This is a genomic window from Bradyrhizobium sp. 482_C4_N1_8 (assembly GCF_052075965.1).
Taxonomy (GTDB): Bacteria; Pseudomonadota; Alphaproteobacteria; order Rhizobiales; family Xanthobacteraceae; genus Bradyrhizobium; species Bradyrhizobium barranii.
On the sequence record NZ_CP197231.1, the window covers coordinates 5030923 to 5052023 of the forward strand.

Annotated in this window: 13 protein-coding genes; 5 read left to right on the top strand and 8 right to left on the bottom strand. The window is 64.8% G+C overall.

The window, feature by feature from the left end; genetic code table 11:
• The first annotated feature begins 4 nt into the window (after positions 1–4).
• Genes AB7Z56_RS24355 through AB7Z56_RS24370 form a run of 4 tightly spaced genes read left to right on the top strand, consistent with a single transcriptional unit; the run spans position 5 to position 5424 of the window.
• The gene (locus AB7Z56_RS24355) at positions 5–1933 is read left to right on the top strand and encodes a glycosyltransferase (protein WP_354123647.1); all 1929 of its coding nucleotides are present in this window, start codon (positions 5–7) and stop codon (positions 1931–1933) included.
• A 3-nt stretch (positions 1934–1936) separates the two neighbouring features.
• Positions 1937–2677, top strand: coding sequence for an ABC transporter ATP-binding protein (locus AB7Z56_RS24360; protein WP_354123646.1), 741 nt, complete (start codon positions 1937–1939; stop codon positions 2675–2677).
• Entirely contained in the window at positions 2674–4053 is a 1380-nt protein-coding gene (locus AB7Z56_RS24365) for a glycosyltransferase family 4 protein (protein ID WP_354123645.1), read from the top strand. Before AB7Z56_RS24360 ends, AB7Z56_RS24365 begins: the two co-directional genes overlap by 4 nt.
• Positions 4054–4065: 12 nt before the next feature.
• Entirely contained in the window at positions 4066–5424 is a 1359-nt protein-coding gene (locus tag AB7Z56_RS24370) for an O-antigen ligase family protein (RefSeq protein WP_354123644.1), read from the top strand.
• Positions 5425–5429: 5 nt separating this feature from the next.
• On the opposite strand, the gene AB7Z56_RS24375 is transcribed toward AB7Z56_RS24370, so the two are convergent.
• The 8 genes from AB7Z56_RS24375 to AB7Z56_RS24410 all read right to left on the bottom strand — a co-directional run bounded on the left by AB7Z56_RS24375 (position 5430) and on the right by AB7Z56_RS24410 (position 17256).
• The gene (locus AB7Z56_RS24375) at positions 5430–7613 is read right to left on the bottom strand and encodes a hypothetical protein (RefSeq protein WP_354123643.1); all 2184 of its coding nucleotides are present in this window, start codon (positions 7611–7613) and stop codon (positions 5430–5432) included.
• Positions 7614–7850: 237 nt separating this feature from the next.
• Positions 7851–9086 (bottom strand): ABC transporter substrate-binding protein, encoded by a 1236-nt coding sequence (locus tag AB7Z56_RS24380; RefSeq protein ID WP_354123642.1) that lies wholly within the window; start codon positions 9084–9086, stop codon positions 7851–7853.
• Positions 9087–9195: 109 nt separating this feature from the next.
• Positions 9196–10101 carry a DMT family transporter gene (locus AB7Z56_RS24385; protein WP_354113156.1) on the bottom strand — a complete coding sequence of 302 codons (906 nt, stop codon included), beginning with the start codon at positions 10099–10101 and terminating at the stop codon, positions 9196–9198.
• Between the two features lie 78 nt (positions 10102–10179).
• Positions 10180–11055: a DMT family transporter gene (locus AB7Z56_RS24390; RefSeq protein WP_354113155.1), complete on the bottom strand. Its 876-nt coding sequence runs from the start codon at positions 11053–11055 to the stop codon at positions 10180–10182.
• A gap of 14 nt (positions 11056–11069) precedes the next feature.
• On the bottom strand, positions 11070–11951 hold the full coding sequence (locus tag AB7Z56_RS24395) for an NAD(P)-dependent oxidoreductase (RefSeq protein ID WP_283018754.1): 882 nt from the start codon (positions 11949–11951) through the stop codon (positions 11070–11072).
• Positions 11951–13082, bottom strand: a protein-coding gene (gene prfB, locus AB7Z56_RS24400; protein WP_166341001.1) for a peptide chain release factor 2 whose coding sequence is annotated in 2 segments (ribosomal slippage) — positions 11951–13012 and positions 13014–13082 — 1131 coding nt in all. Because the reading frame shifts where the segments join, the coding sequence is not laid out codon by codon here. Before prfB ends, AB7Z56_RS24395 begins: the two co-directional genes overlap by 1 nt.
• A 104-nt stretch (positions 13083–13186) precedes the next feature.
• Positions 13187–15697, bottom strand: a complete 2511-nt coding sequence (locus AB7Z56_RS24405) for a penicillin-binding protein 1A (protein WP_071914354.1) — start codon at positions 15695–15697, stop codon at positions 13187–13189.
• Positions 15698–15960: 263 nt separating this feature from the next.
• Positions 15961–17256, bottom strand: coding sequence for an N-acetylmuramoyl-L-alanine amidase (locus AB7Z56_RS24410; RefSeq protein ID WP_354113154.1), 1296 nt, complete (start codon positions 17254–17256; stop codon positions 15961–15963).
• Between the two features lie 705 nt (positions 17257–17961).
• Between AB7Z56_RS24410 and AB7Z56_RS24415 the strand changes: the two genes are divergently transcribed.
• Complete coding sequence (locus AB7Z56_RS24415; protein ID WP_354234043.1) at positions 17962–21057, top strand: Rne/Rng family ribonuclease; 3096 nt, start codon at positions 17962–17964, stop codon at positions 21055–21057.
• The last annotated feature ends 44 nt before the right edge of the window (positions 21058–21101 follow it).

Sequence of the window (21101 nt, forward strand, 5' to 3'; positions counted from 1 at the left end):
CATCATGCATCACACCAGCGAAACTCAGCGCCGCCCGTCGGTGCTGCACATCTTCAAGATCTATTATCCCGATCTGTTCGGCGGCACGCTGACGGTGATCCGCGACATCTGCGCCAGCCTGAAGGACAGCTTCGCCTCCGCCGTGCTGGTCTGCTCGCAATCGGCCGAGCGGCGCGAGATCGTCGTCAATGACGTGCCGGTCGAGCGCGTTCGCTCCTTCGGCAATGTCCTGTCGCTTCCCACCGCTCCCACCTATCCCTGGCGGCTCTGGCGCAAGATTGCCGAGCACGATTTGCTCGCGCTCCATGCCCCCTTCCCGCTCGCCGACCTCGTTTTCGCCTTCGGCTTCGGCGCCAATCGCCCGCTGGTGGTGCACTGGCATGCCGACATCGTCACCCATGCCGGCCTTCGCTGGTTCATCGAACCGTTGATGCGGCGGACACTGCGCCGGGCGAAAGCGATCATCGTCTCGGACCACGCGCTGATCGAGAACACGCCGTTGCTGCGGGAATTCGTCGACAAATGCCACGTCGTGCCGTTCGGCATCGACACCTCGGGTTACGACTGGCCGAAGATCGAGCCTCACCACGTGAACGATCGCGGCCGGCTCGTGCTCGCCTGCGGCCGGCTCGTGCCCTACAAGGGCTTTGACGTCCTGATCCGCGCCGCCGTCAACCGCAAGTTCGAGGTCTGGATCATCGGCGAAGGCACCGAGCGTCCGCGGCTCGAGCAGCTGATCCGCGAGCTCGGCCTCGGTGACCGCGTCCGCCTGCTCGGTTCGGTGAACGACAGCGAGCGCATCAAGCTGATGTGCCTGTCCGACGTCTTCGTCATGCCGTCGGTGACCAATGCCGAGACCTTTGGCCTGGTCCAGCTCGAGGCCATGGCCGCCGGCCGCCCTGTTGTGAACACGGCGCTCGACACCGCGGTGCCGCGCGTCGCCCGCCATGGCATGGAGGCGATCACGGTGCCGCCTGGCGATGCCGAAAAGCTCGGCGATGCCATCGACACGCTGATCAGCGATCCCGAGCGCCGCCGCCGCATGGGACTGTCAGCCCGGACGCGCGCCCTCACCCGCTATTCCGCCCCAGCCTTCAGGGAAGGCATGCAGGCCGTCTACCGCGACGCCGTCACCGCGTCGTGCAGGGAACCCGCAACCGCCGCCGAGCTGCCGCAGGCGACCGGCTGGCTGGACACCGTCCGGATTGCGGCGGCACTGGCCTGGTCGGACATGCGCCACCGCTACGTGCGTTCGCTGCTCGGCCCGTTCTGGATGTCGCTTCAGATGGCGATCATGGTCGCCGTATTGGGCTCGGTGATCGGCCAGATGTCGAACGCCGACATGCTGGCGCGCCTGCCGATGCTGGCGCTGTCGATGACGGCCTGGACCTTCCTCAACAGCGTCGTGCTCGATGCGACCACGGCGCTTCAGAATTCCGCGAGCCTGATCCGCGACCGGGCGCTGCCGCCGGTGATCTTCCTGCTGCAATGCACCTTCCGCCAGGCGCTGTTCGCGCTGCATAACGCCTGCGTGCCGCTGGTGCTGTGGCTGATCCTCTCGCCCCACGACCTCTCTCACGCGCTGGCGGCGCTGCCCGGCCTCCTGCTGTTCATAGCCTGTACCTTCGCCCTGAGCCTCGTCCTCGGCGCGACGGCAACGCGCTATCGCGACCTCAAGCCGATCATCGAATCCACGCTGATGCTCGCCTTCCTCGCCTCGCCCGTGATCTGGTCGGCCGAGATGATCAATCACCGCTCGACGGTGATGCGGCTCAATCCGCTGACGCATCTGTTCGCGGTATGGCGCGAGCCACTTGCAGGCGGCCATATCGATCCCGCCAGCATCGTCTACGTCCTCATCACGCTGGCGCTGCTGATCTTTGCGAGCGTGCTGACGCTGGTCCACCTGCGCAAAGCCGCATTCTGGATTTGACGCATGGTCTCGATCAGCCTGCACGATGTCTGTCTCGACTATCCGCTCTACGGCGCCTACGACTTCTCGCTGAAGCGGCGGCTGCTCGGCCACCTCATCCGCGAACCGGGCAAGATGCGGATCATCCGCGCCGTCGACAACGTCTCGATCGAGGCCGAAGCCGGCGCCCGTATCGGGCTTGCCGGGCCCAACGGCTCCGGCAAGTCGACGCTGCTGCGCCTGATCGCCGGTGTCTATCCGCCGAGCAGTGGCCGCGTCACGGTCCGGGGCAACGTCGTGCCCCTGCTCGGCCTGAACGCCGGGGTCAATCTGGACTTCGTGGCGGAGGACAACATCGCGCTGCTGCTGCGGATCAGCGGTCGCAAGCCCACACGCAGCGTGATCGACGAGATATGGGCCTTCACCGAGCTCGAAGCGCGCATGCAGCGCCTGCCCCTGCGGATGTTCTCCTCGGGCATGCTGATGCGGGTGTTGTTCGCGACCGCCACCGCTTTCCCGGCCGACATCCTGCTGCTCGACGAATGGCTCAGCGTCGTCGACGAGCATTTTGCCGAGAAGGCCGAGAGACGGCTGCAAAACCTGGTCTCGCAGGCGGCGATCGTGATCATCGCCTCGCACGACCTGCCGCTGCTGCGCCGCACCTGCTCCAGCATCATCAACCTCGATCACGGCCGCATCGCCTCGACCATCGCGGTCGAGCCGCCCGTCACGCACACCTTTGAGCTCCGAGAGAAACGCGCATGAAACAGAACATCCTGGTCGTGTCCGAGTCGCTCGGACAACCCAATCACAAGCGCGGCATCTTCCACTTCACCCGGGAATTGGTACGGTCGCTCGCGTCGGAAGGCCACGAACTCACGTTGCTGGTGGAAACCTCAAAGCGTTACCGCAAGCTATGTCGGCGCGAGCGACGCACGAAGCTGTTTCCGGCGCAGTCACGCAACATCGAGCTGCTCGCTCTTTATCGCTTCCTCGACGAGGTCAACGTGAGCGGGCCGGTGATGCTCAGCGGCGCGCGTCGCAGGTTCGACTGGTTCCGCCACAAGGCCACCATGCTGCTGTCGCGGGACAATATCCTCTGCCTCCTGCGCGCGATCGGCCTGCTTGGCCTGCACGCCCGGCTGATCGAGAACCGGACCGCCGCGCTCGAATACATTCCGCCGGATATGCGCCATCTCGAACTGTTCAGCGAATTCCAGCTCGAGCCCGGATTCTTCAACTATCAGGACTCCTCGGCCTTCTTCCTGCTGCCGCCGCCGCGGATCGACGCGCGTGACTATGATCTCATCGTCGTGGACACCCCGACGCGGGTCGCGATCAGGCGCAAGCCGAACGCCAAGGTGATCTGCGTCGTCCACGATTTGCTGCCGCTCACCGACCTCAAGCTCAGCGACATCGCCACGCGGCAGTTCCTGGCGCGGATCGGCACCAGCCTGCGCCAGGCTGACGAGCTCGCCTTCGTTTCAAACTATAGCATGATGCGGTTCAGGGAACTGTTGCCGCAATTTGCGCACCTGCCGGCGCGGGTCGTGTATCCCCGCACCCGGTTCGACGCCCCGGATGTCCTCCACCTCCCAGCCCTGTCGGGGCGTCCGGGGCGGCCGAACTTCGTCATCATCGTGTCGAACGAGCCGCGCAAGAACGTCGCCACCGTCATTCGTGCCTTCCGCAACGTCCCTCAGGCCGATCTCGTGGTGATCGGTCATGCGGGCCAGATCAGCCGGATGCGCAACCTGCCGCCAAATGTCCGCTTCGCCGGCTATGTCGACGAGCATGAAAAGGCCGCCATGATCGCGGAGGCGCACGGGCTGATCATGCCGAGCCTGGCCGAAGGCTTCGGCATACCGATCATCGAGGCGCTGGCCGCGAACACACCGGTGCTATGCTCCGATATCGCGGTGTTCCGTGAGGTCGCAGGCGAGCTCGCCGACTATTTCGATCCGTTCTCGACCGATGCGATCGCAGCTTCAATCACCCGCGTGCTGACGCGGCAGGAGGAATGCCGCGGCCGCATCCGCGCGCGGCGACACGAGCTCGCCGAGCGCTTCGGCTACGAGACCCAGGCGCGCGACTTCCTCGGGCATGAGATGCCCCGGGAAAGCCTGGCCGCCGCGCAATAAGCGTCGTTGCACATGACTGCTGAAACCGCGGAATGGTCCGGCCCGGCCGGTCGACAAGCCTTGCGCGCCCGATGGCAGGCCATGGGCAAATCGCGCGCTCTGATCGGGGCCGCCGATGTGCTCGCTGTGTTGATCGCGGCGTCCCTGCCCTGGTCGACCACAGCGCCTTCGATCTTCGTCGGGCTCTGGCTGCTGGTGGTGACACCGACCATCGACTGGCGCGACTATGGACGCCAGCTCGCACGGCCTGCGTTCGCCCTGCCCTTTGTCTTGCTGCTGCTCGCGCTTCTCGGCACGCTCTGGTCGGACGGCGCGTGGGCCGACCGGGTGCATGCGATCAAGCCGGTCGCAAAGCTCGTGCTCATTCCAGCACTGCTCTATCACTTCAGCCGATCCGAACGCGGTTTCTGGGTTTTCCTTGGCTTTCTCGTATCCTGCGCGCTGCTTGCAGTCTACTCCTGGATCGTGCTGCACGATCCCGCCTGGAAGCTCACCGCGACCGCGTCGGCGGGCGTTCCCGTCAAGAACTACATCGACCAGAGCCAGGAATTCACGCTGTGCGCCTTTGCGCTCGCGCTGCCGGCGTTGACTTTTTGGCGCGGCGGAAACGTGGTCGCGACAGCCGTCTGTCTGGCATTGATCCTGCTGTTCGCCACCAACATGGCGTTCGTCGCCTTCGCGCGCACGGCGCTGCTGTGCATCGCGGTGCTGCTTGGACTGCTCGCCTGGAGGCATTTGAGCCGACGCGCGGCGCTGGTCCTGCTCGCAGGCACGATAGCCGCGAGCGCGCTGGCCTGGACGACATCGCCCTATCTGCGCCACCGCATTGCGGACATCGCCGTGGAATACCGCCACGGCCACGAGGACATCAGCCGAGCCTCGACCGCCCAACGCCTGACCTATTGGCGCAAGGCGCTTCACGCCATTGCCGAGGCGCCCCTGACCGGTCACGGCACCGGGTCGATCAAGCGCCAGTTCGAGCGCGCCGCCACCGGTGGAAGCCGCCTCGATGCGGAGATCGTCAGCAATCCCCACAACCAGACCCTCAATGTCGCAATGCAATGGGGCGTACTCGGCGTCGCTCTGCTCTACGCCATGTGGATCGCCCACCTTCGCCTGTTCCTTGACGAAGGCCTTGCGGCCTGGATCGGGCTCGTGGCCGTCGTACAGAACATCGCGAGCTCGCTTCTGAACTCGCATTTGTTCGATTTCCACGAAGGCTGGATGTATGTGCTGGGCGTTGGCGTCGCCGGCGGTATGGCGCTGAAGGCAAGAGCCGGACCGCATCTGCATTATGAGACCCGCATCGGGGGTGAAGCGGTCGATCCGCAGAGATTTCTGCGCGCCCGCGTGCGGCTCAGCGCCGACTAGGCCTTTTACTCCGCCGCCACGCAAGCCACCTGGGGGGGAGCCAACGCAAAGACGCCGAAATCGGGCACGACCATTTCGAGTTCGCGGCGATAGCTTTCGTAGCTGAGCGCTCCCGGCCGAATGAAGCCGAGTTGAAGCGTGTGATCGACCACACGCCTGAGAACGATCGGAGCGCTCGCCGGTGTAAACTGGGCGCCACCGGGATTGGACAGCGTCGTGATCAGACCGCGTGCGGGCTCGTTTCTCTTATCGGGACGTGACACCATGATCAGACGTATCGCTCCCTTTTCGAGGGTGACGAAGTTCAGGAACGGGCGTCCATCCGGGATGTAGACACGGCCCCTCTGCGTGTGCCCGGCATCAACACGCTCGCGTTCCTCGAACATGAGACAGGACTCGGTTTCGTCCCAATGAATGCCGATGATGTAGGCACTGATGATCTCGGGGTTGGAGAACGCGGGCCTGAAGCAGACGTAGTCCCCCTCGAAGGCCTCCACTCCCGCGCGATCGCGGTAACCAAGATCATCGGCGACGTCGAACCTAGACGTCGCTGGCGGAGGTTCGAGTCCGCCGGCAATCGACGGCGCATCATGCAATGGAAACTCCTTGTGCGGACTGGTGGCTATCCGCTCAGCAGTGACGTTGCGTATGCGCTCGGACTCATTGAAGACCGCGAGGACCATGCCGCCGACGATGAAGCCGGTTAAGCCAGTGCTTAACGCCACCAGTTGGATCGCATCCTGCGGATGTACATAGAACAGAGCCAGTACTTGCTGGCCGATCATATGCGCGACCAGCCACCCCGCACAGGTCAGCGCGGCGCCGTTCGCGAGAGCCCCGAGGGCCGCCACGCGGTACCAGCTCATCCGCGAACATCCCATGTAGGAACAAATGAGCCCGAGGGAAATCGTACAGATGAAAGGCGTGATGACGCCGTATAGCCGCTCGATGAACTGCCTAAGAACGTCCTGATATCCTCCTCCCTGCATCAGGGCGGACACTAGTGGAATGCCGATCCGGAGCCCAATCGACAGCCCCACGACGACGAGACCGGCGACAACCAACTCGGCGATAGGCGGATATCCGGGTGTGTTGCCTTCCTTGCGTCCGATGAAGCGTTGCGCCACGACGATCGCGCCCAGGACTGCGAAGCCGATCGAAGCGCCGAACGTGACCGCAATCGTCAGCACCTTGCCGACGTCGATCGGAAGTGTTCCCGGCATGAACACCATCATGCCAATGCTCCAGGCCGTCACGAGGAAGATCGTCGTCGCCCATTGATCCAGCCCAAAGGTCGGCCCCGGACTGTAGGCGAAGCCCATCCTCGCTAGCCGCTGCAATCGGCCGCTATGGGTCCGTTCGCAAAACAGGACATAGCGAGACACGAGGCCGCAAGTGAGGTTGGTGACCTCAGCAATGTTGCGGTTCAAAGCGTCCTTCAATTCCGGGGTTGGAAGCGACGACGTGAAAAAGGCAAGACCGGCGTGCATCATCTCTTCGTAACGGGCATCCGCACGAGCCGCCACCGCGTCGCCCAATTGCATGATCATGGCGTAGGCGGATCGGCCATAGCCATTTCCGGTGAAGTCGAGTGCCGCGGCATTCTGCCGGGGTCCGACGAACAGGTTGTAAAGGCCGATGGCTCTTGTGAAGCGGTCGGGAAGAGTACCGTCCCTGCTGAAACTCAACGCTTGCGGACCGATATTCTCCGAAACGATTTTGGTCACCTTGCTTCGAAGGTCGTCGCGCGGGACGAAACCCGTGGTTTGCGCGAGTTCAAATGCGAGTCGGTCGGCTTCACGCGGAATGGCGGCCAATCTGACACAAAATGCGCGCGCGGCCCGGTCGATCCGTGCCACCTGCCGGAATTGCGAAGCGACGACGATGATGAGCACGGCCACGATCGGAGCATATTGAGCCAGTTGCGCCTGCGCCTTTGGATCTACCGCCTTCACCTGGCCGACGATGAAGTCGAACCCGATGCTGCCCTGGACGAGTCCGATCATGACGACCAGCCAGAGCGGTATCATCAGGGCATAGTAGAATATCACCCCCCAAAAGAACAGCGCGAAGGTCGTACCGGACCGATTGGTGGGCGGAGAGTTGAAGCGAGCCCAGGCAACGACAAAGAGTGCCAAGATCGCAATAATCCATTGGCTCTTCGTAACGATCGCTTCAATGATGTCCATGTTACGCGCTCCCACATAGCAGGCGACGCTTGCATGAATGGCTCTGCCCTCGCCGAGGCAGGGCACAATTCAGATCAGGGACATCGTGGAGACGCAGCGCGCGTCGACACAGGTGCCCGAACAATAGGGAAGACTACGCTGGGCCGACCCGGCTGCAATGTGAAGTAGAACACACCCGGGAGGACATTTCTTTAGCGGAGTTGGACACCGCGACCGCTGTTGGCACATACAACCGAACTACGGACTCCGCTCGTGGCCGACCTCGCCGGTGATGACGTCGCCGAACAGCTCCCAGGCCTGCCCGTTGAAGCGCATCAACTGCATCTGCTCGATCGGGAAATAGTCGTCGGTGGAGGTGTTGACCATGATGCCTGGCAGCATCAGATCAGTGTGGAAATTCTTCAGGCTAGTGGCCTGCTTCATCACGTTCTCACGGGTGAGATTGTCACCGCACTGCTTCAACACCTGCGCCATCGCCTCGGCCTGCACATAGCCGTAGATGTTGTTGGCGTTGGCCTTGTCGCCATCGGGATAATATTTGTCCATGAATTCGCGCCACTTCACCACCGCCGGGTCCTTGTCCCAGGTCGGGTCGGTCGGATCCTTCAGATAGACGGTCGAGATGATATCCTTGGAATAGTCGAGCCCGGCGGGCTTGAGCACCGAGGCGACCGAGGTCGCGGTATTGGCGAGGAAGAATTTTGGTTTCCAGCCGAGCTCTCCGACCTTCCGGATTGCCTGCGCCGATCCCTTCGGGGCGGCCCATGAGAAGAAGATGTCGGCGCCCGAGTCATGCAGCGCCACGATCTGCGAGTCGATCGAGGGATCGCTGACCTCATAGGACTTGTCGGCGATGATCATGCCGGCCTTGTCGCCGAGCCCGTCCTTCAGGCCCTTGAACTGGTCCTTGCCGGCGTCGTCGTTCTGCCAGAACACGGCGATCTTGCTGTTGGGGAAATGATCGCGGATGTACTTTGCGTAGATCCGCCCCTCGCTCTGGTAGTTCGGCTGGAAACCCATGGTCCACGGGAAATTCTTGGGGTCCCCGAACTTGGTACCGCCGGAGGCGACGAACAGCTGCGGCACCTTCTTGGCGTTCATGTATTTCATGATCGCCGAGTTCGAGGGCGTGCCGAGCGGCTGGAAGATCAGCAGCACCTCGTCGCTCTCGACCAGCTTGCGCGCCTGCTCGATCGCCTTCGGCGGCGAATAGGCGTCGTCATAGCTGATGAAGTTGATCTTGCGGCCGTTGATTCCGCCCTGGTCGTTGATCATCCTGAAATAGGCGGCCTCGGTTTTGCCGATCACGCCATAGGACGACGCCGGCCCGCTATAGGGCATAATGTTGCCGATCTTGACTTCGGTGTCGGTGGCGCCGGGATCGTATTTCTTCTGCGCCAGAGCCGGTGCCGTGACGAGCACGCCGGCAGCAAGAATGGCGAGGGCAGCAAGGCTTTCGCGACGACCCGGCATCGTTCTCTCCCCTATGTTTTGTAGTCTTGTTTTGCGGAGAGTGTCGCAAGGCCGTTCGCCGCTGGCAAGCGCCGCGATTTTCCGCGCCGTGAAACGACGGACCCGGAACTTACGCGGTGCGCCGCAGCAGTCTCAGCGCGCGCCCGTCGATCACGAGCAATGCGCTACCGATGACGATGGCGCCCGCGATCTCGCGCGCGGAGATCGGCTCACCCAGCACCAGCCATCCCAGCAGGATGGCGGTGACGGGAATGAGCAGAGTCACCAGCATCACGTTGGTCGCGCCCGAACGCCGAATGATCTGAAAGAAGACGATGTAGGCGAGCGCCGTCGACAGGGCGGCAAGGCCAAGCACCGCGAGCCAGGTCGTCAGGCCCGGCATCGAAAGATGCCACGGCTGCTCCATGGCGCCGGCGACGATCGCCATCATCACAGTCGATGCCATCAGCTGAAACGTCGCCGTTCCCAGCGGAGGCGTGTCCTTCAGCAGCCGCCGCGCGGCCAGCGCCGCAAAGCCATAGCTGAATGCGCCGCCCAGGCAGAGCAGGATGCCGAGCCCCTGCCCCGGCCTCGTTTCCCATCCGCGCAGGATGATGACGCCGGCGAGCCCGAGCGCCACGCCGGCCACCCGACGCATCTGCAGGGCCTCTTCGCCGGCCGCCGCCATCACCATCACCGTGAACAGCGGCGTGGTCGCATTCAGGATCGAGGCCAGCCCACTCGGAATGTAGGTCTGGCCGAGCACGATCAGCGAGAACGGGATGACGTTGTTGAGCAGCCCAATCGCGACGAACGGCTTCCAGCCCGCCATGCCCTTGGGAAGACCGATACCCTGCATCCGCAGCAACGGCAGCAGAATGGCCGCCCCAAGCGCGACGCGCAGCAGCACCAGCGTCAGCGGCGGCAATTCCCGCAGCGCCGCGCCATTGAAGAAGAACGATCCGCCCCAGAGAACCGAGAGCACCGCGAGCAGCGACCAGTCTCGCGCGTCGATCCTGTTATCGTTCGGGGACATGTTGCTTCACCTCGGCGGCCGAGCCTGCCGCCTAGAACGGCGCGAGACAGGCCGCCACCCGATTTCCGACAAATTTGCTCAGGAGGGGCGCCGCGAGCGAGCGTCACCGGCAATATCGGCGACAACCGCTCCGATCACCAGCGCGCCGCCAATGAGCGCATGCACGGCGGGCAGTTCGCGAAAAGCGACCCAGATCCAGAACGGCATTAGCGGCGTTTCCAGCGTCGCGATCAGGGAAGCCTGCCCCGAAGGCAACAAGCGCGAGCCGAGCATGTAGAAGGTCAGGCCGAGCGCGACCTGGAGGCAGCCGAACATCGCGAGGATCGCAAGGCTGTTGCCGCCGACATGGGCGATGTCGTGGGCAAAGGGAAGACTGACGAGGCTCCCCATGAAGTTCGACAGCGCGGCCGCGGCCACCATCGACGTCTCGCGATGACGCCGGACCACGACCGTCATGGCGGAGATGGCGAGCACCATCAGGCAGCTCAGCGCGACGCCGCCGAGATCGGCGCCGGCCCGAACGCCGCCGACCGTGATCACCACGCCGGCAAAGGCGATCAGGCTCGCGGTCAGCGTACGCCACGTCGCGGCTTCGCCGAGCCACAGCCACGCCAGCGCAGCCGCAACGAAGGGCTGGGTGGCGATCAGCACCGCCACGTTCATGACCTTGGTCATCTGAAGCGCGGGAATGAACGAGACCATGCCGACCGCGGACAAGGACGCGACGAGCAGGCCGCCCTTCCCCGGCACTACCAATTGCCACAGTGCAGCGCGGCCCTGCATCACGACAAGAAACACGCTGATCAGGCTGCCCGCGAACAGGCCGCGCCAGAACAGGATGGTCCAGGGATCGAACGGCAAGAGGCGCGTGAAGAACGGCGCCGTGCTCCAGGCAACTGCGGCAGCGATGACGAGGGCAATGCCGAGACCGCGATCCGAACGAGGCTGCCCCATGTTGATGCGTCCAGCTAGGTCGGCTTCTTCGGCCGCGACACCAGCTCGATCATCTTGCCTTCATCGTCGTCGGGCATTGCGGCCTTCGCCTGCGCGTAGGACTCGACCGCAGCGCGCGAGACCAGCGGCTTGTCGGCGAGCAGGCTTTCGGCGAGCTTCACGGCGTAGGCGGCATCCTTGTGCCGCAGCGCCGCCGTAAACGTCGCGCCGCTGAAATCGCGGGCGACCATGCGCTTGGAATGACGCTGCACCTGCGGGCTTGCCGCGACACCGGCCTGGATCGATTCCAGCACCAGGTTCATGTCGAGCCCGGCCTGTTCGGCGATGGCGAGGCCTTCGGCAAGGCCCGCGATCTGGATCGCACCCAGGAGATTGTTGATGAGCTTGTAGACGGTGCCGGAGCCGACCGCGCCGAAATGGCGGATGGTCGAGCCGATCGGTTCGAGGAACGGCCGCGCACGTTCGAGATCAGCTGCGTCAGCGCCGGCGAGCAGCGTCAGCTTTCCGGCCGCTGCCGCATCCGGCAATCCCGTCACGGGGCAGTCGATGTAGATCAGCCCGCGCGCGTTCAGTTCGCGGCCCATCTCGCGGGCGTGGTCATAGGAGACGGTGGAGCACTCGATCGCAATGGTGCCGGCCTTTGCCGTCTTGGCCGCGCCCTCAGGCCCGAGCCAGACCGCGCGCGAGGCTTCGTCGTCGGCGACCATGGTCACGACCGCATCGGCATCGATCGCGGCATCCTCAGGCGACGTCGCCCAATGCGCACCGCGCGCGATCAGGTCGTCCGCCTTTGCCTTGCTGCGATTCCACAACGTCACCGTGAAGCCGGCATCGAGATAGCGACCGGCCATGCCGTGGCCCATCCGCCCCAACCCGATGAAGGCGACGCGGGACATCAGTCGACGTCCTCGATGTCGGCGCCGGTGGTGCCGAAGGCGCGCTGCGCCAGGGTTGCGGCCATGAAGTCGTCGAGCTCGCCGTTCAGCACGCCCGACGTGTCGGACGTCTGCACGCCGGTGCGCAAATCCTTCACCATCTGGTAGGGCTGCAGCACGTAGGAGCGAATCTGGTGACCCCAGCCGATATCGGTCTTGGCGGCCTGGTCGGCGGCAGCCTTCTCCTCGCGCTTCTTCAGCTCGATCTCGTAAAGCCGCGCGCGCAGCATGTCCCAGGCCTGCGCCCGGTTCTTGTGCTGGGACCGGCCGGCCTGGCAGACCACGGCAACGCCGGTCGGAATATGCGTCAGGCGCACCGCGGATTCGGTCTTGTTGACGTGCTGGCCGCCGGCGCCGCCCGAGCGCATGGTGTCGACGCGGACGTCGGCTTCCTTGATGTCGATCTTGATGCTGTCGTCGATGACGGGGAACACCTGCACGCTCGAAAACGAGGTGTGCCGCCGCGCGTTGGAATCGAACGGCGAGATGCGCACCAGCCGGTGCACGCCCGCCTCCGTCTTCAGCCAGCCATAGGCGTTGTGGCCCGAGACCTGGATCGTCGCGGACTTGATGCCGGCCTCTTCGCCCTCGGACTCTTCGAGGAATTCGACCTTGAAGCCGTGCGTCTCGGCCCAGCGCGTGTACATGCGCAGCAGCATCTGCGCCCAGTCCTGGCTCTCGGTGCCGCCGGCGCCGGCATGGACTTCGAGATAGGAATCGAAACGATCGGCCTCGCCCGACAGCAGCGCCTCGAGCTCGCGCCGCGCGACTTCCTTCTTGAGGTTCTTCAGCGCGGTTTCAGCCTCAGCGACGACGCCAGCATCGCCCTCGGCCTCGCCGAGCTCGATCATGCCGATGTCGTCTTCGAGCTCCTGCTCGACCTTGCCGATGCCCGAGAGCGAATCCTCAAGCGAGGTGCGCTCCTGCATCAGCTTCTGGGCTTTCTGGGGATCGTTCCAGAGGTTGGGATCTTCTGCGAGCTTGTTCAGCTCAGCGAGGCGCGCCGTCGATTTCTCGACGTCAAAGATGCCTCCTCAGCAGCCCGACTGACTGCTTGATCTCTTCTACCAACCGTTCGATTTCGGCGCGCATGTTGTTCTCTGATCTCGCGGAATCCCGCGTGCAATTCAGATCGGGATGTAGCGGCGGCGGCTGCAAAGCGCAACCGCCGGAACCGCGATCGTCCGTCTTATCCGCTAGTACAGCCCGCCGGTGCCCGGCCGCATGAAGAAGCCGGAATCCGGCTGCTGCTGCTGCGACGCCGGCACGCCGCCGCGCCCGTCGGCATCAGCAACGCCGATCACCGAATAGTTGTCCGGCGGCGCCGTGCCCGGCTTGAAGGCTTCCAAAATGGTTCCGCCGGTCTCGCCGGGACCGGCGCGCATGCCGGTCTTGGAGACGACGCGCACGAGCTTGATGCCGGCCGGCACCTTGAACGGAACGGCGGGCTTGTCGGCGAGCGCAAGCTTGAGGAAGTCGCGCGCGATGGGTGCGGCCAGATGGCCGCCGGTCGCGGCGTTGCCCCTACCGAGCGCGCGCGGCTTGTCGTAGCCCATATAGATCGCGACGGCGACGTCGGGCGAGAAGCCGACGAACCAGGCGTCCTTGGCCTCGTTGGTGGTGCCGGTCTTGCCGGCGATCGGCTTGCCGACCTCCTTGACCACGGTTGCGGTACCGGCCTGGACCACGCCTTCCATCAGCTCGGTGATCTGATAGGCGGTCATGGAATCCAGCACCTGCTCGCGGCGGTCGATCAGCTGCGGCTCGACCTGATTCTTCCAGCCGCCCGGCGCGTCGCAGCCGCGGCATTCACGCTGGTCGTGCTTGAAGATGGTGCGGCCGTAACGGTCCTGGATGCGGTCGATCAAGGTCGGCTTCACCCGGCGACCGCCATTGGCGAGCATCGAATAGGCCGTGACCATGCGCATCGCCGTGGTCTCGCCGGCGCCGAGCGCGTAGGACAGATAGTTCGGCAGTTCGTCATAGACGCCGAAGCGGCGCGCATATTCGCCGATCAGGGGCATGCCGATGTCCTGCGCGAGGCGCACCGTCACGGTGTTCAGCGACTGCCGCAGCGCGTTGCGCAGCGTGACGGGTCCCTGGAATTTGCCGGACGAGAAGTTTTCGGGCCGCCACACGCCGGCGCCCTGGCCCTGGTCGATTTCGATGGGCGCGTCGAGCACCACGGTCGAGGGCGTATAACCGTTGTCGAGCGCGGCCGAATAGACGATCGGCTTGAACGACGAGCCCGGCTGCCGGTAGGCCTGCGTGGCGCGGTTGAACTGGCTCTGGTCGAACGAGAAGCCGCCGACCATCGCGAGCACGCGGCCGGTCCAGGGATCCATCGCCACCATCGCACCGGACACTTCGGGGATCTGGCGCAGGCGGTACTGGCCTTCGACCGGCTGTCCCTCCTTGGTGTAGAGCGGATCGGCATAGATTACGTCGCCGGGCTGCAACACCTGCGCCACCGACGTCGGGGTCTTGCCCTTGGCATTGCCCTGGGCCGCCCTCGCCCAGCGCACGCCGTCGACCGTGACGATGCCGGTCTCGCGCTGCTTGCTGATGGCGCCGCCGAGCTCGCGGTTCGGCTGGAAGCCGATGCGCGCCGACTGGTCGCTGGTCTCCAGCACCACCGCCATGCGCCATGGCGAGATGTCGGAAAGCGACTTGATCTCGGCGAGCTTCACGCCCCAATCGCCCGAAATATCGAGCTTGCTCATCGCACCGCGATAGCCCTGCTGCTCATCATAGTTCACGAGGCCGGCGACCATGGCCTTGCGCGCCATGACCTGGATCTTCGGATCGAGCGTGGTGCGGACGGACAGACCGCCTTCGTAGAGCTTCTTCTCGCCGTAGCGCTCGAAGATGTCGCGGCGGACTTCCTCGGCGAAATATTCGCCGGCGAAGGTGTGGGCACCGTTGGAACGGTTGGTGACGGCCAGCGGCTCCTTGCGCGCCTTGTCGGCGTCGGCCTGCTTGATCCAGCCGTTCTCCAGCAGACGGTCGATGACGTAGTTGCGGCGCTCGATGGCGCGGTCGCGGTTGCGCACCGGATGCAGCGTCGCGGGCATCTTCGGCAACGCGGCCAGATAGGACGCTTCAGCGACCGTCAGCTCGTTCACCGACTTGTCGAAATACACCAGCGAAGCGGCCGCGATGCCGTAGGCGCCGAGGCCGAGATAGATCTCGTTCAGGTACAGCTCGAGGATCTTGTCCTTCGAATAGGTCTTCTCGATGCGCATCGCCAGCAAGGCTTCCTTGATCTTGCGGGCGAAGGAGACCTCGTTGGTCAGAAGGAAGTTCTTGGCGACCTGCTGGGTGATCGTGGAGGCGCCCTGCGGACGCCGGTTCGAGCCGTAGTTCTGGATGAAGAGCACGCCGGCGCGCGCCATGCCGGTGTAGTCGATGCCGCCATGCTCGTAGAAATTCTTGTCCTCGGCCGCGAGGAAGGCGTTGATCACGAGCTTCGGCACCGCCTGGATCGGCAGGTACAGCCGGCGCTCCTTGGCGTATTCGCCGAGCAGCGAGCCGTCGACCGCGTGCACGCGGGTCATCACCGGCGGCTCGTAATCCTGAAGCTGAGAGTAGTCCGGCAAGTCCTTGGAGAAATGCCAGATCAGGCCTGCCACGGCCCCGACACCGACAAGGAACACCACCGTTCCCGCGGCGAACAGGAAGCCCATGAACCGCACCAGCAAGCGCATTATATGTTTATCCGTTCAAACTCTGGATCAGCTCAAGGCACCCAAAACAGGCGCCAACTCCACGTCGCGAATTTACCGGCCTACTCAATTACATCAGTGCCGGACCCAAGACGCTTGCCGAACGGGATTCTCGCCGATTCCGGAACCCCCTGCGGCATTTTTATAAAGCGCCCGCTGTGGCCAAACTAGGGCTTTTGCAACGGGACGGAAAATCCCTCTCAATTCGACGCCTCCCGGTCGTCAATTCGACGATCCCCCGGTCGTCAATTTGACGATCCGGCCGTGGCCATCCGCTTGGTCAGAAACCCGTCGATCGCCTGCGCCATCGAGCCCACGGCCTTGGACCGCCAGCCCTCGGAGACCAGATGCTCGAGGTCGCCCTTGTTGGAGACATAGCCGATCTCGACCAGCACCGACGGCACGTCCGGCGCCTTGAGGACCCGGAAGCCGGCCGACTTCAGGGGATGCTTGTGCATCCGCACCGACGACTTCATTTCGCCCATCAACAGGCGGGCAAAACGGCTTGAAAAGGTACGAGTTTCCCGCTGGGTGAGGTCGATCAGGATGTCCGCGACGTCGGTCGGCTCCTCCGCGAGATTGAAACCGGCGATCGCGTCCGCCCGGTTTTCCGCGTCCGCCAGTCGCTGCGCCTCGGCGTCGGAGGCCTTGTCGGACAGCGTATAGATAGTCGCGCCCTGCGCATCGCCCTCGGCCTTCGGCAGCGCGTCGGCGTGGATCGAGACGAACAAGGCGGCCTTGAGCCCGCGAGCGACTTTGACCCGGTCGTTGAGCGGAATGAAGGTATCGTCGTCCCGTGTCATCACCACGCGGAATTTGCCGGCCTTGTCCAGCCGGTCGCGCAGCGCCAGGCCGAAGGCCAGCACCAGGTTCTTCTCGCTCTCGCCGCCCGACTGCGTGCCGTTGTCGATGCCGCCATGGCCGGGATCGATCACGACGATCGGGCGTCCGTCGACCTTTTGCTGCCCGGCTTCCGGAGTTGCGGCGGCCGGAACCGTTGCCGGCGGCGCGTCGGCGATTGCCGGCCGCAGTTCGGGGCGTTTCTCGGGGACGAGCGACTGCACGAAGGCGGTCCGGTCGACCTCCTCCAGCTCAAGCACGAGCCGGGCCGGCTGGCCATTGGCGGCCTCCAGCACGTAGGACTTGGCGATCTTGGCCGGGCCTGTCAGGTCGAACACGATTCGCGAGCCGCCGGGCATGACCAGCCCGTAGCGGAAGGCCTTGACCAGTCCCCGCCCCTCGACCCCGGTGCCCGCAGGCAGTTGAAAATTGACTTGAGGCACATCGACCACCACCCGATACGGGTCGGCGAGCGTCACGGCGCGGAAGGTGACGGCCTGATCGATGTCGAGGATGAAGCGGGTCTGCTTGCCATCGCCGGCCAGCCGGGCGGCGGAGGCGGTGGGAAAATTCGCTACCGCAACAGAGGGTTGCGGCTGGCTTTCCGCCGCGCTCAGGCGCCAGGAATCAGCGCATACCAATGCTGCGGCGCACAGAAGCGCGCATCCCAGCAAAACCCTTTGATTTGTGCGGCTCGTCACCGATTCAGTGCCTCCGAGCGGCCCTTCTAACGCAATAGAACCACAGGGTTAATCGTCGCCTAATGACAGATATACGAAACTCCCCGACTGTGACCGCCGTGCGACGCTCCCTTGCACGGTTGGTCCATTCCACGTATGTACGGAGTGCTGACGGCCGATATTTCCGGTTGTGTCGCGTTCAGCCTCCCGGTGCAGCGCCGGAACTCTCAAGGTTTGGGAATTCCAGCGTTTTTCCGTTCCCCTCAAAGACCAGCGCGGTGCGCGGCAGCGAGGTGGAGCGGGTCAAGCCCCGGTGGCGGACGGTCCCTGGTTACCACCGCGTTTCCGGGACGGTTTTGACAGCGACGTGACTCGTTACCCGGTCCCTTAATCCCAAGGGAGCGGTTCGTAATCCCCAAGGCGAGCGCGCTCGCGCCATGCCTGGCCAGCAGCAACTGATTGAGGGGCGGCCCCGCCGCCCAATGTTTCATACGGGCCGACGCTTGATGCGCCAGACTGTGCCGACGAATTCTGAAGGACCGTTCGCGACGCTGCGGAGTGACAATCCCGCGCGCCGCTTCGGCCCTCCAGCTTCCGTTTCGGCAAGGCGCGAGAGACGGCGTTTCGGCCTTCCCCTCACCCCCGAATCAGGTGGACCGTCGCGGCACCCGGCAGCGCTAATCGCGCCCACGGTGAATCGCGCCCGCCGCCGCCAAGAGTTAAGACATGCCCAACAAGATGTTGATCGATGCCACCCACCCGGAGGAGACCCGGGTCGTCGTGGTCCGCGGCAATCGCGTCGAAGAGTTTGATTTCGAGACCGCACAACGCAAGCAACTGCGCGGGAATATCTACCTCGCCAAGGTCACCCGGGTGGAGCCTTCGCTCCAGGCCGCCTTTGTCGAATATGGCGGCAACCGCCACGGCTTCCTCGCCTTCAGCGAAATCCATCCCGATTACTACCAGATCCCGGTCGCCGACCGGCAGGCACTGATCGAGGCCGAGGAACAGGCCCATCGCGAGGCCGAGGAAGAGAGCGAGAACCGCTCCCACGGCCGCCGCCGCTCGCGCCACCGCAACTCCCGCCGCCGCAGTCAAGGCGAACGCGTCCGCAGCGACATCGTCGAGGGCCTCGAGGCCGGCGCCGATCCAGCGGCCCAGCCGGTCGAGAGCGACGCCCTGCACACCGAGGGTGCGTCGCACGAGGGCGAGCACCTGCACGCCGAGACGGAGCATCACGGCGAGCACGAAGGCCACGAGCATCAAGACCACGAACATGGCGATCATGATCACCACGATCATGACCACGAAGGCCATGATCATCTCGATCATGGGCACGACGACCATCATCACGATCATGACCACGGCCACGACGGCCAGCACGATCATCACGACCATGATCATGCCGACGAAACGCCCGCGCCTGTCGCAGCCTTCGGCGCCGAGCCCGTGGTCGCGACCGAGACCGCTTCCGAACCGCAGGAGGCTATCGCCTCCGAAGCCCATGCCGAGGCTCTCGCCGAAGCCGTGACCGCCTCCGCCGAACCGGCCGACGCCGTCTACGCTGCCGGCGAAAGCACTGATGCTCGCCATCAGGAGTCCGAGGAGGAAGACGACGAGGACGAGGACGGCGAGGAAGCCGAAGAGGAACACGTCGAATCCGTCGGCGGCGACGACGTGATGGAGGAGGTGCCGGAGCGCACCTTCCGCCCGCGCCGCCAGTACAAGATCCAGGAAGTCATCAAGCGCCGCCAGGTGATGCTGGTGCAGGTCGTCAAGGAAGAGCGCGGCAACAAGGGCGCGGCGCTGACCACCTATCTCTCGCTCGCCGGCCGCTATGCCGTGTTGATGCCGAACACCGCCCGCGGCGGCGGCATCAGCCGCAAGATCACCAGCGCCCAGGATCGTTCCCGCCTGAAGGAAGTTGTGCAGGATCTCGACGTGCCCGAGGGCATGGGCATCATCCTGCGCACCGCCGGCGCTGCCCGTACCAAGCCCGAGATCAAGCGCGACTTCGAATACCTGATCCGGATGTGGGAGACGGTGCGCGACCTGACGCTGAAGTCGCAGGCCCCGACCCTGGTCTACGAGGAAGGCTCGCTGATCAAGCGCTCGCTGCGCGACCTCTACAACAAGGAGATCGACGAGATCTCGGTTGCCGGTGAGTCCGGCTACCGCGAAGCGCGCGACTTCATGAAGATGCTGATGCCCGCCAATGTCAGCGCGGTGAAGCAGTATCGGGACGGCCAGCCGCTGTTCTCACGCATGGGCGTCGAGAGCCAGCTGGACGCGATGTTCTCTCCGACCGTGCAGTTGCGCTCCGGAGGCTACATCGTCATCAACCAGACCGAGGCGCTGGTCTCGATCGACGTCAACTCCGGACGATCGACCCGCGAGCACCATATCGAGGACACCGCGCTCAAGACCAATCTGGAAGCGGCCGAAGAGGTCGCCCGCCAGCTCCGTCTGCGCGACCTCGCCGGCCTGATCGTCATCGACTTCATCGACATGGACGAGAAGCGCAACAACCGCGCGGTCGAGCGCAAGCTGTCCGATTGCCTGCGGCAGGACCGCGCCCGCATCCAGGTCGGCCGCATCTCGCATTTCGGCCTGCTCGAGATGTCGCGCCAGCGCATCCGCGCCAGCGTGCTGGAATCCTCGACCGATCCCTGCCCGCATTGCGGCGGCACCGGCCATGTCCGCTCGGTCTCCTCGGTTGCGCTCCAGCTGCTGCGCGGCCTCGAAGAGATCCTGATGAAGGGCGCGACCCACAATCTCGTGGTCCGCACCCGCACCGACGTCGCGCTCTATGTGCTGAACCACAAGCGCGGCCATCTGCGCGACCTCGAGAACGGCTTCAAGGTCACGCTGGCCGTCATCGCCGACCCCAGCGTCAGCGGACCGCAGGCCTATCTCATCGACCGCGGCGAGCAGGTGCATACGCTGGAAGCCGCGAAGGCGCTGCTGGCGGCACAGGCCGCCGCAAGCCCGCCGCCCGTAGCCGAAGAAGTCTATGACGACGAGGAATTCGATCCGGAGCTGGAATCCGAGGTCGAGACCGAAGAAACCGAAGGCCTCACCGAAGAGCAGGCTGGCAGCGAAGCGGCTTCCGACCAGGATGGCCAGCGCCGCAAGCGCCGCCGGCGTCGGCGCGGCCGCGGTGCCCCGCGCGACGGCGAGTTGCGCGAGGATGGCGCTCCGGCGTCTTCCGAAGCGGCCGTGGCGGCCAGCGAAGGTGAAGAGGATTCCGAATCCGAACAGGACGGCGAGGAAGGTGAGGACCAGGCGGCCCGCAGCGAGCAGCAGGGCAACGGCGATCGCCGTCGCCGGCGTGGTCGTCGCGGTGGACGTCGCCGTCGCGGTGGCAACGAGGAAGGTCTCGCCGGCTCCATCGGCGACGAACTCGCGGCCAATGCGCCGTCGGAAGCGACCGATGCCGTCGCCGATTTCGACAGCTTTGGCGGCGAGGCTGCGCCCTCGATCGCGCAGGCCGAACACACCACCGCCGAGCCTGAGGTCAGCCAGCCCGAGCCGCGCGCCGAGGTGCAGATTGAGGCGCCGGCCCAGCCTGAGCCCGCTCCTGCCGCCGCGGACGAAGAGCCGGCCGACGACAAGGCTGCGCGTCGCCGCTCCACGGTCCGGGAAAAGGTGAGCTTCCTGTCGAGCAGCGCGAGCGAGCCGGCAACACCGGTTGCGGCAGCGCCAGAGCCGGTTGCCCCGCCCGCACCAGCCGCTGAACCCACGCCGGAGGCGGCAACCGAAACCCCGGCCGCCCCGCGTCGCGCCGGCTGGTGGTCTCGCCGGTTCGGCGGCGGCGAATAGGCGAACAAATCAGTTGAGACCGCCCGGCCAAACCGGGCGGTTTT

What these genes read in the sequence shown, in the direction of transcription:
- AB7Z56_RS24380 (WP_354123642.1), bottom strand. Translation starts at nt 9,086, where the DNA reads ATGCCGGGTCGTCGCGAAAGCCTTGCTGCCCTCGCCATTCTTGCTGCC.
- AB7Z56_RS24375 (WP_354123643.1), bottom strand. Translation starts at nt 7,613, where the DNA reads ATGGACATCATTGAAGCGATCGTTACGAAGAGCCAATGGATTATTGCG.
- AB7Z56_RS24405 (WP_071914354.1), bottom strand. Translation starts at nt 15,697, where the DNA reads ATGCGCTTGCTGGTGCGGTTCATGGGCTTCCTGTTCGCCGCGGGAACG.
- AB7Z56_RS24415 (WP_354234043.1), top strand. Translation starts at nt 17,962, where the DNA reads ATGCCCAACAAGATGTTGATCGATGCCACCCACCCGGAGGAGACCCGG.
- AB7Z56_RS24370 (WP_354123644.1), top strand. Translation starts at nt 4,066, where the DNA reads ATGACTGCTGAAACCGCGGAATGGTCCGGCCCGGCCGGTCGACAAGCC.
- AB7Z56_RS24385 (WP_354113156.1), bottom strand. Translation starts at nt 10,101, where the DNA reads ATGTCCCCGAACGATAACAGGATCGACGCGCGAGACTGGTCGCTGCTC.
- AB7Z56_RS24390 (WP_354113155.1), bottom strand. Translation starts at nt 11,055, where the DNA reads ATGGGGCAGCCTCGTTCGGATCGCGGTCTCGGCATTGCCCTCGTCATC.
- AB7Z56_RS24355 (WP_354123647.1), top strand. Translation starts at nt 5, where the DNA reads ATGCATCACACCAGCGAAACTCAGCGCCGCCCGTCGGTGCTGCACATC.
- AB7Z56_RS24365 (WP_354123645.1), top strand. Translation starts at nt 2,674, where the DNA reads ATGAAACAGAACATCCTGGTCGTGTCCGAGTCGCTCGGACAACCCAAT.
- AB7Z56_RS24395 (WP_283018754.1), bottom strand. Translation starts at nt 11,951, where the DNA reads ATGTCCCGCGTCGCCTTCATCGGGTTGGGGCGGATGGGCCACGGCATG.
- AB7Z56_RS24360 (WP_354123646.1), top strand. Translation starts at nt 1,937, where the DNA reads ATGGTCTCGATCAGCCTGCACGATGTCTGTCTCGACTATCCGCTCTAC.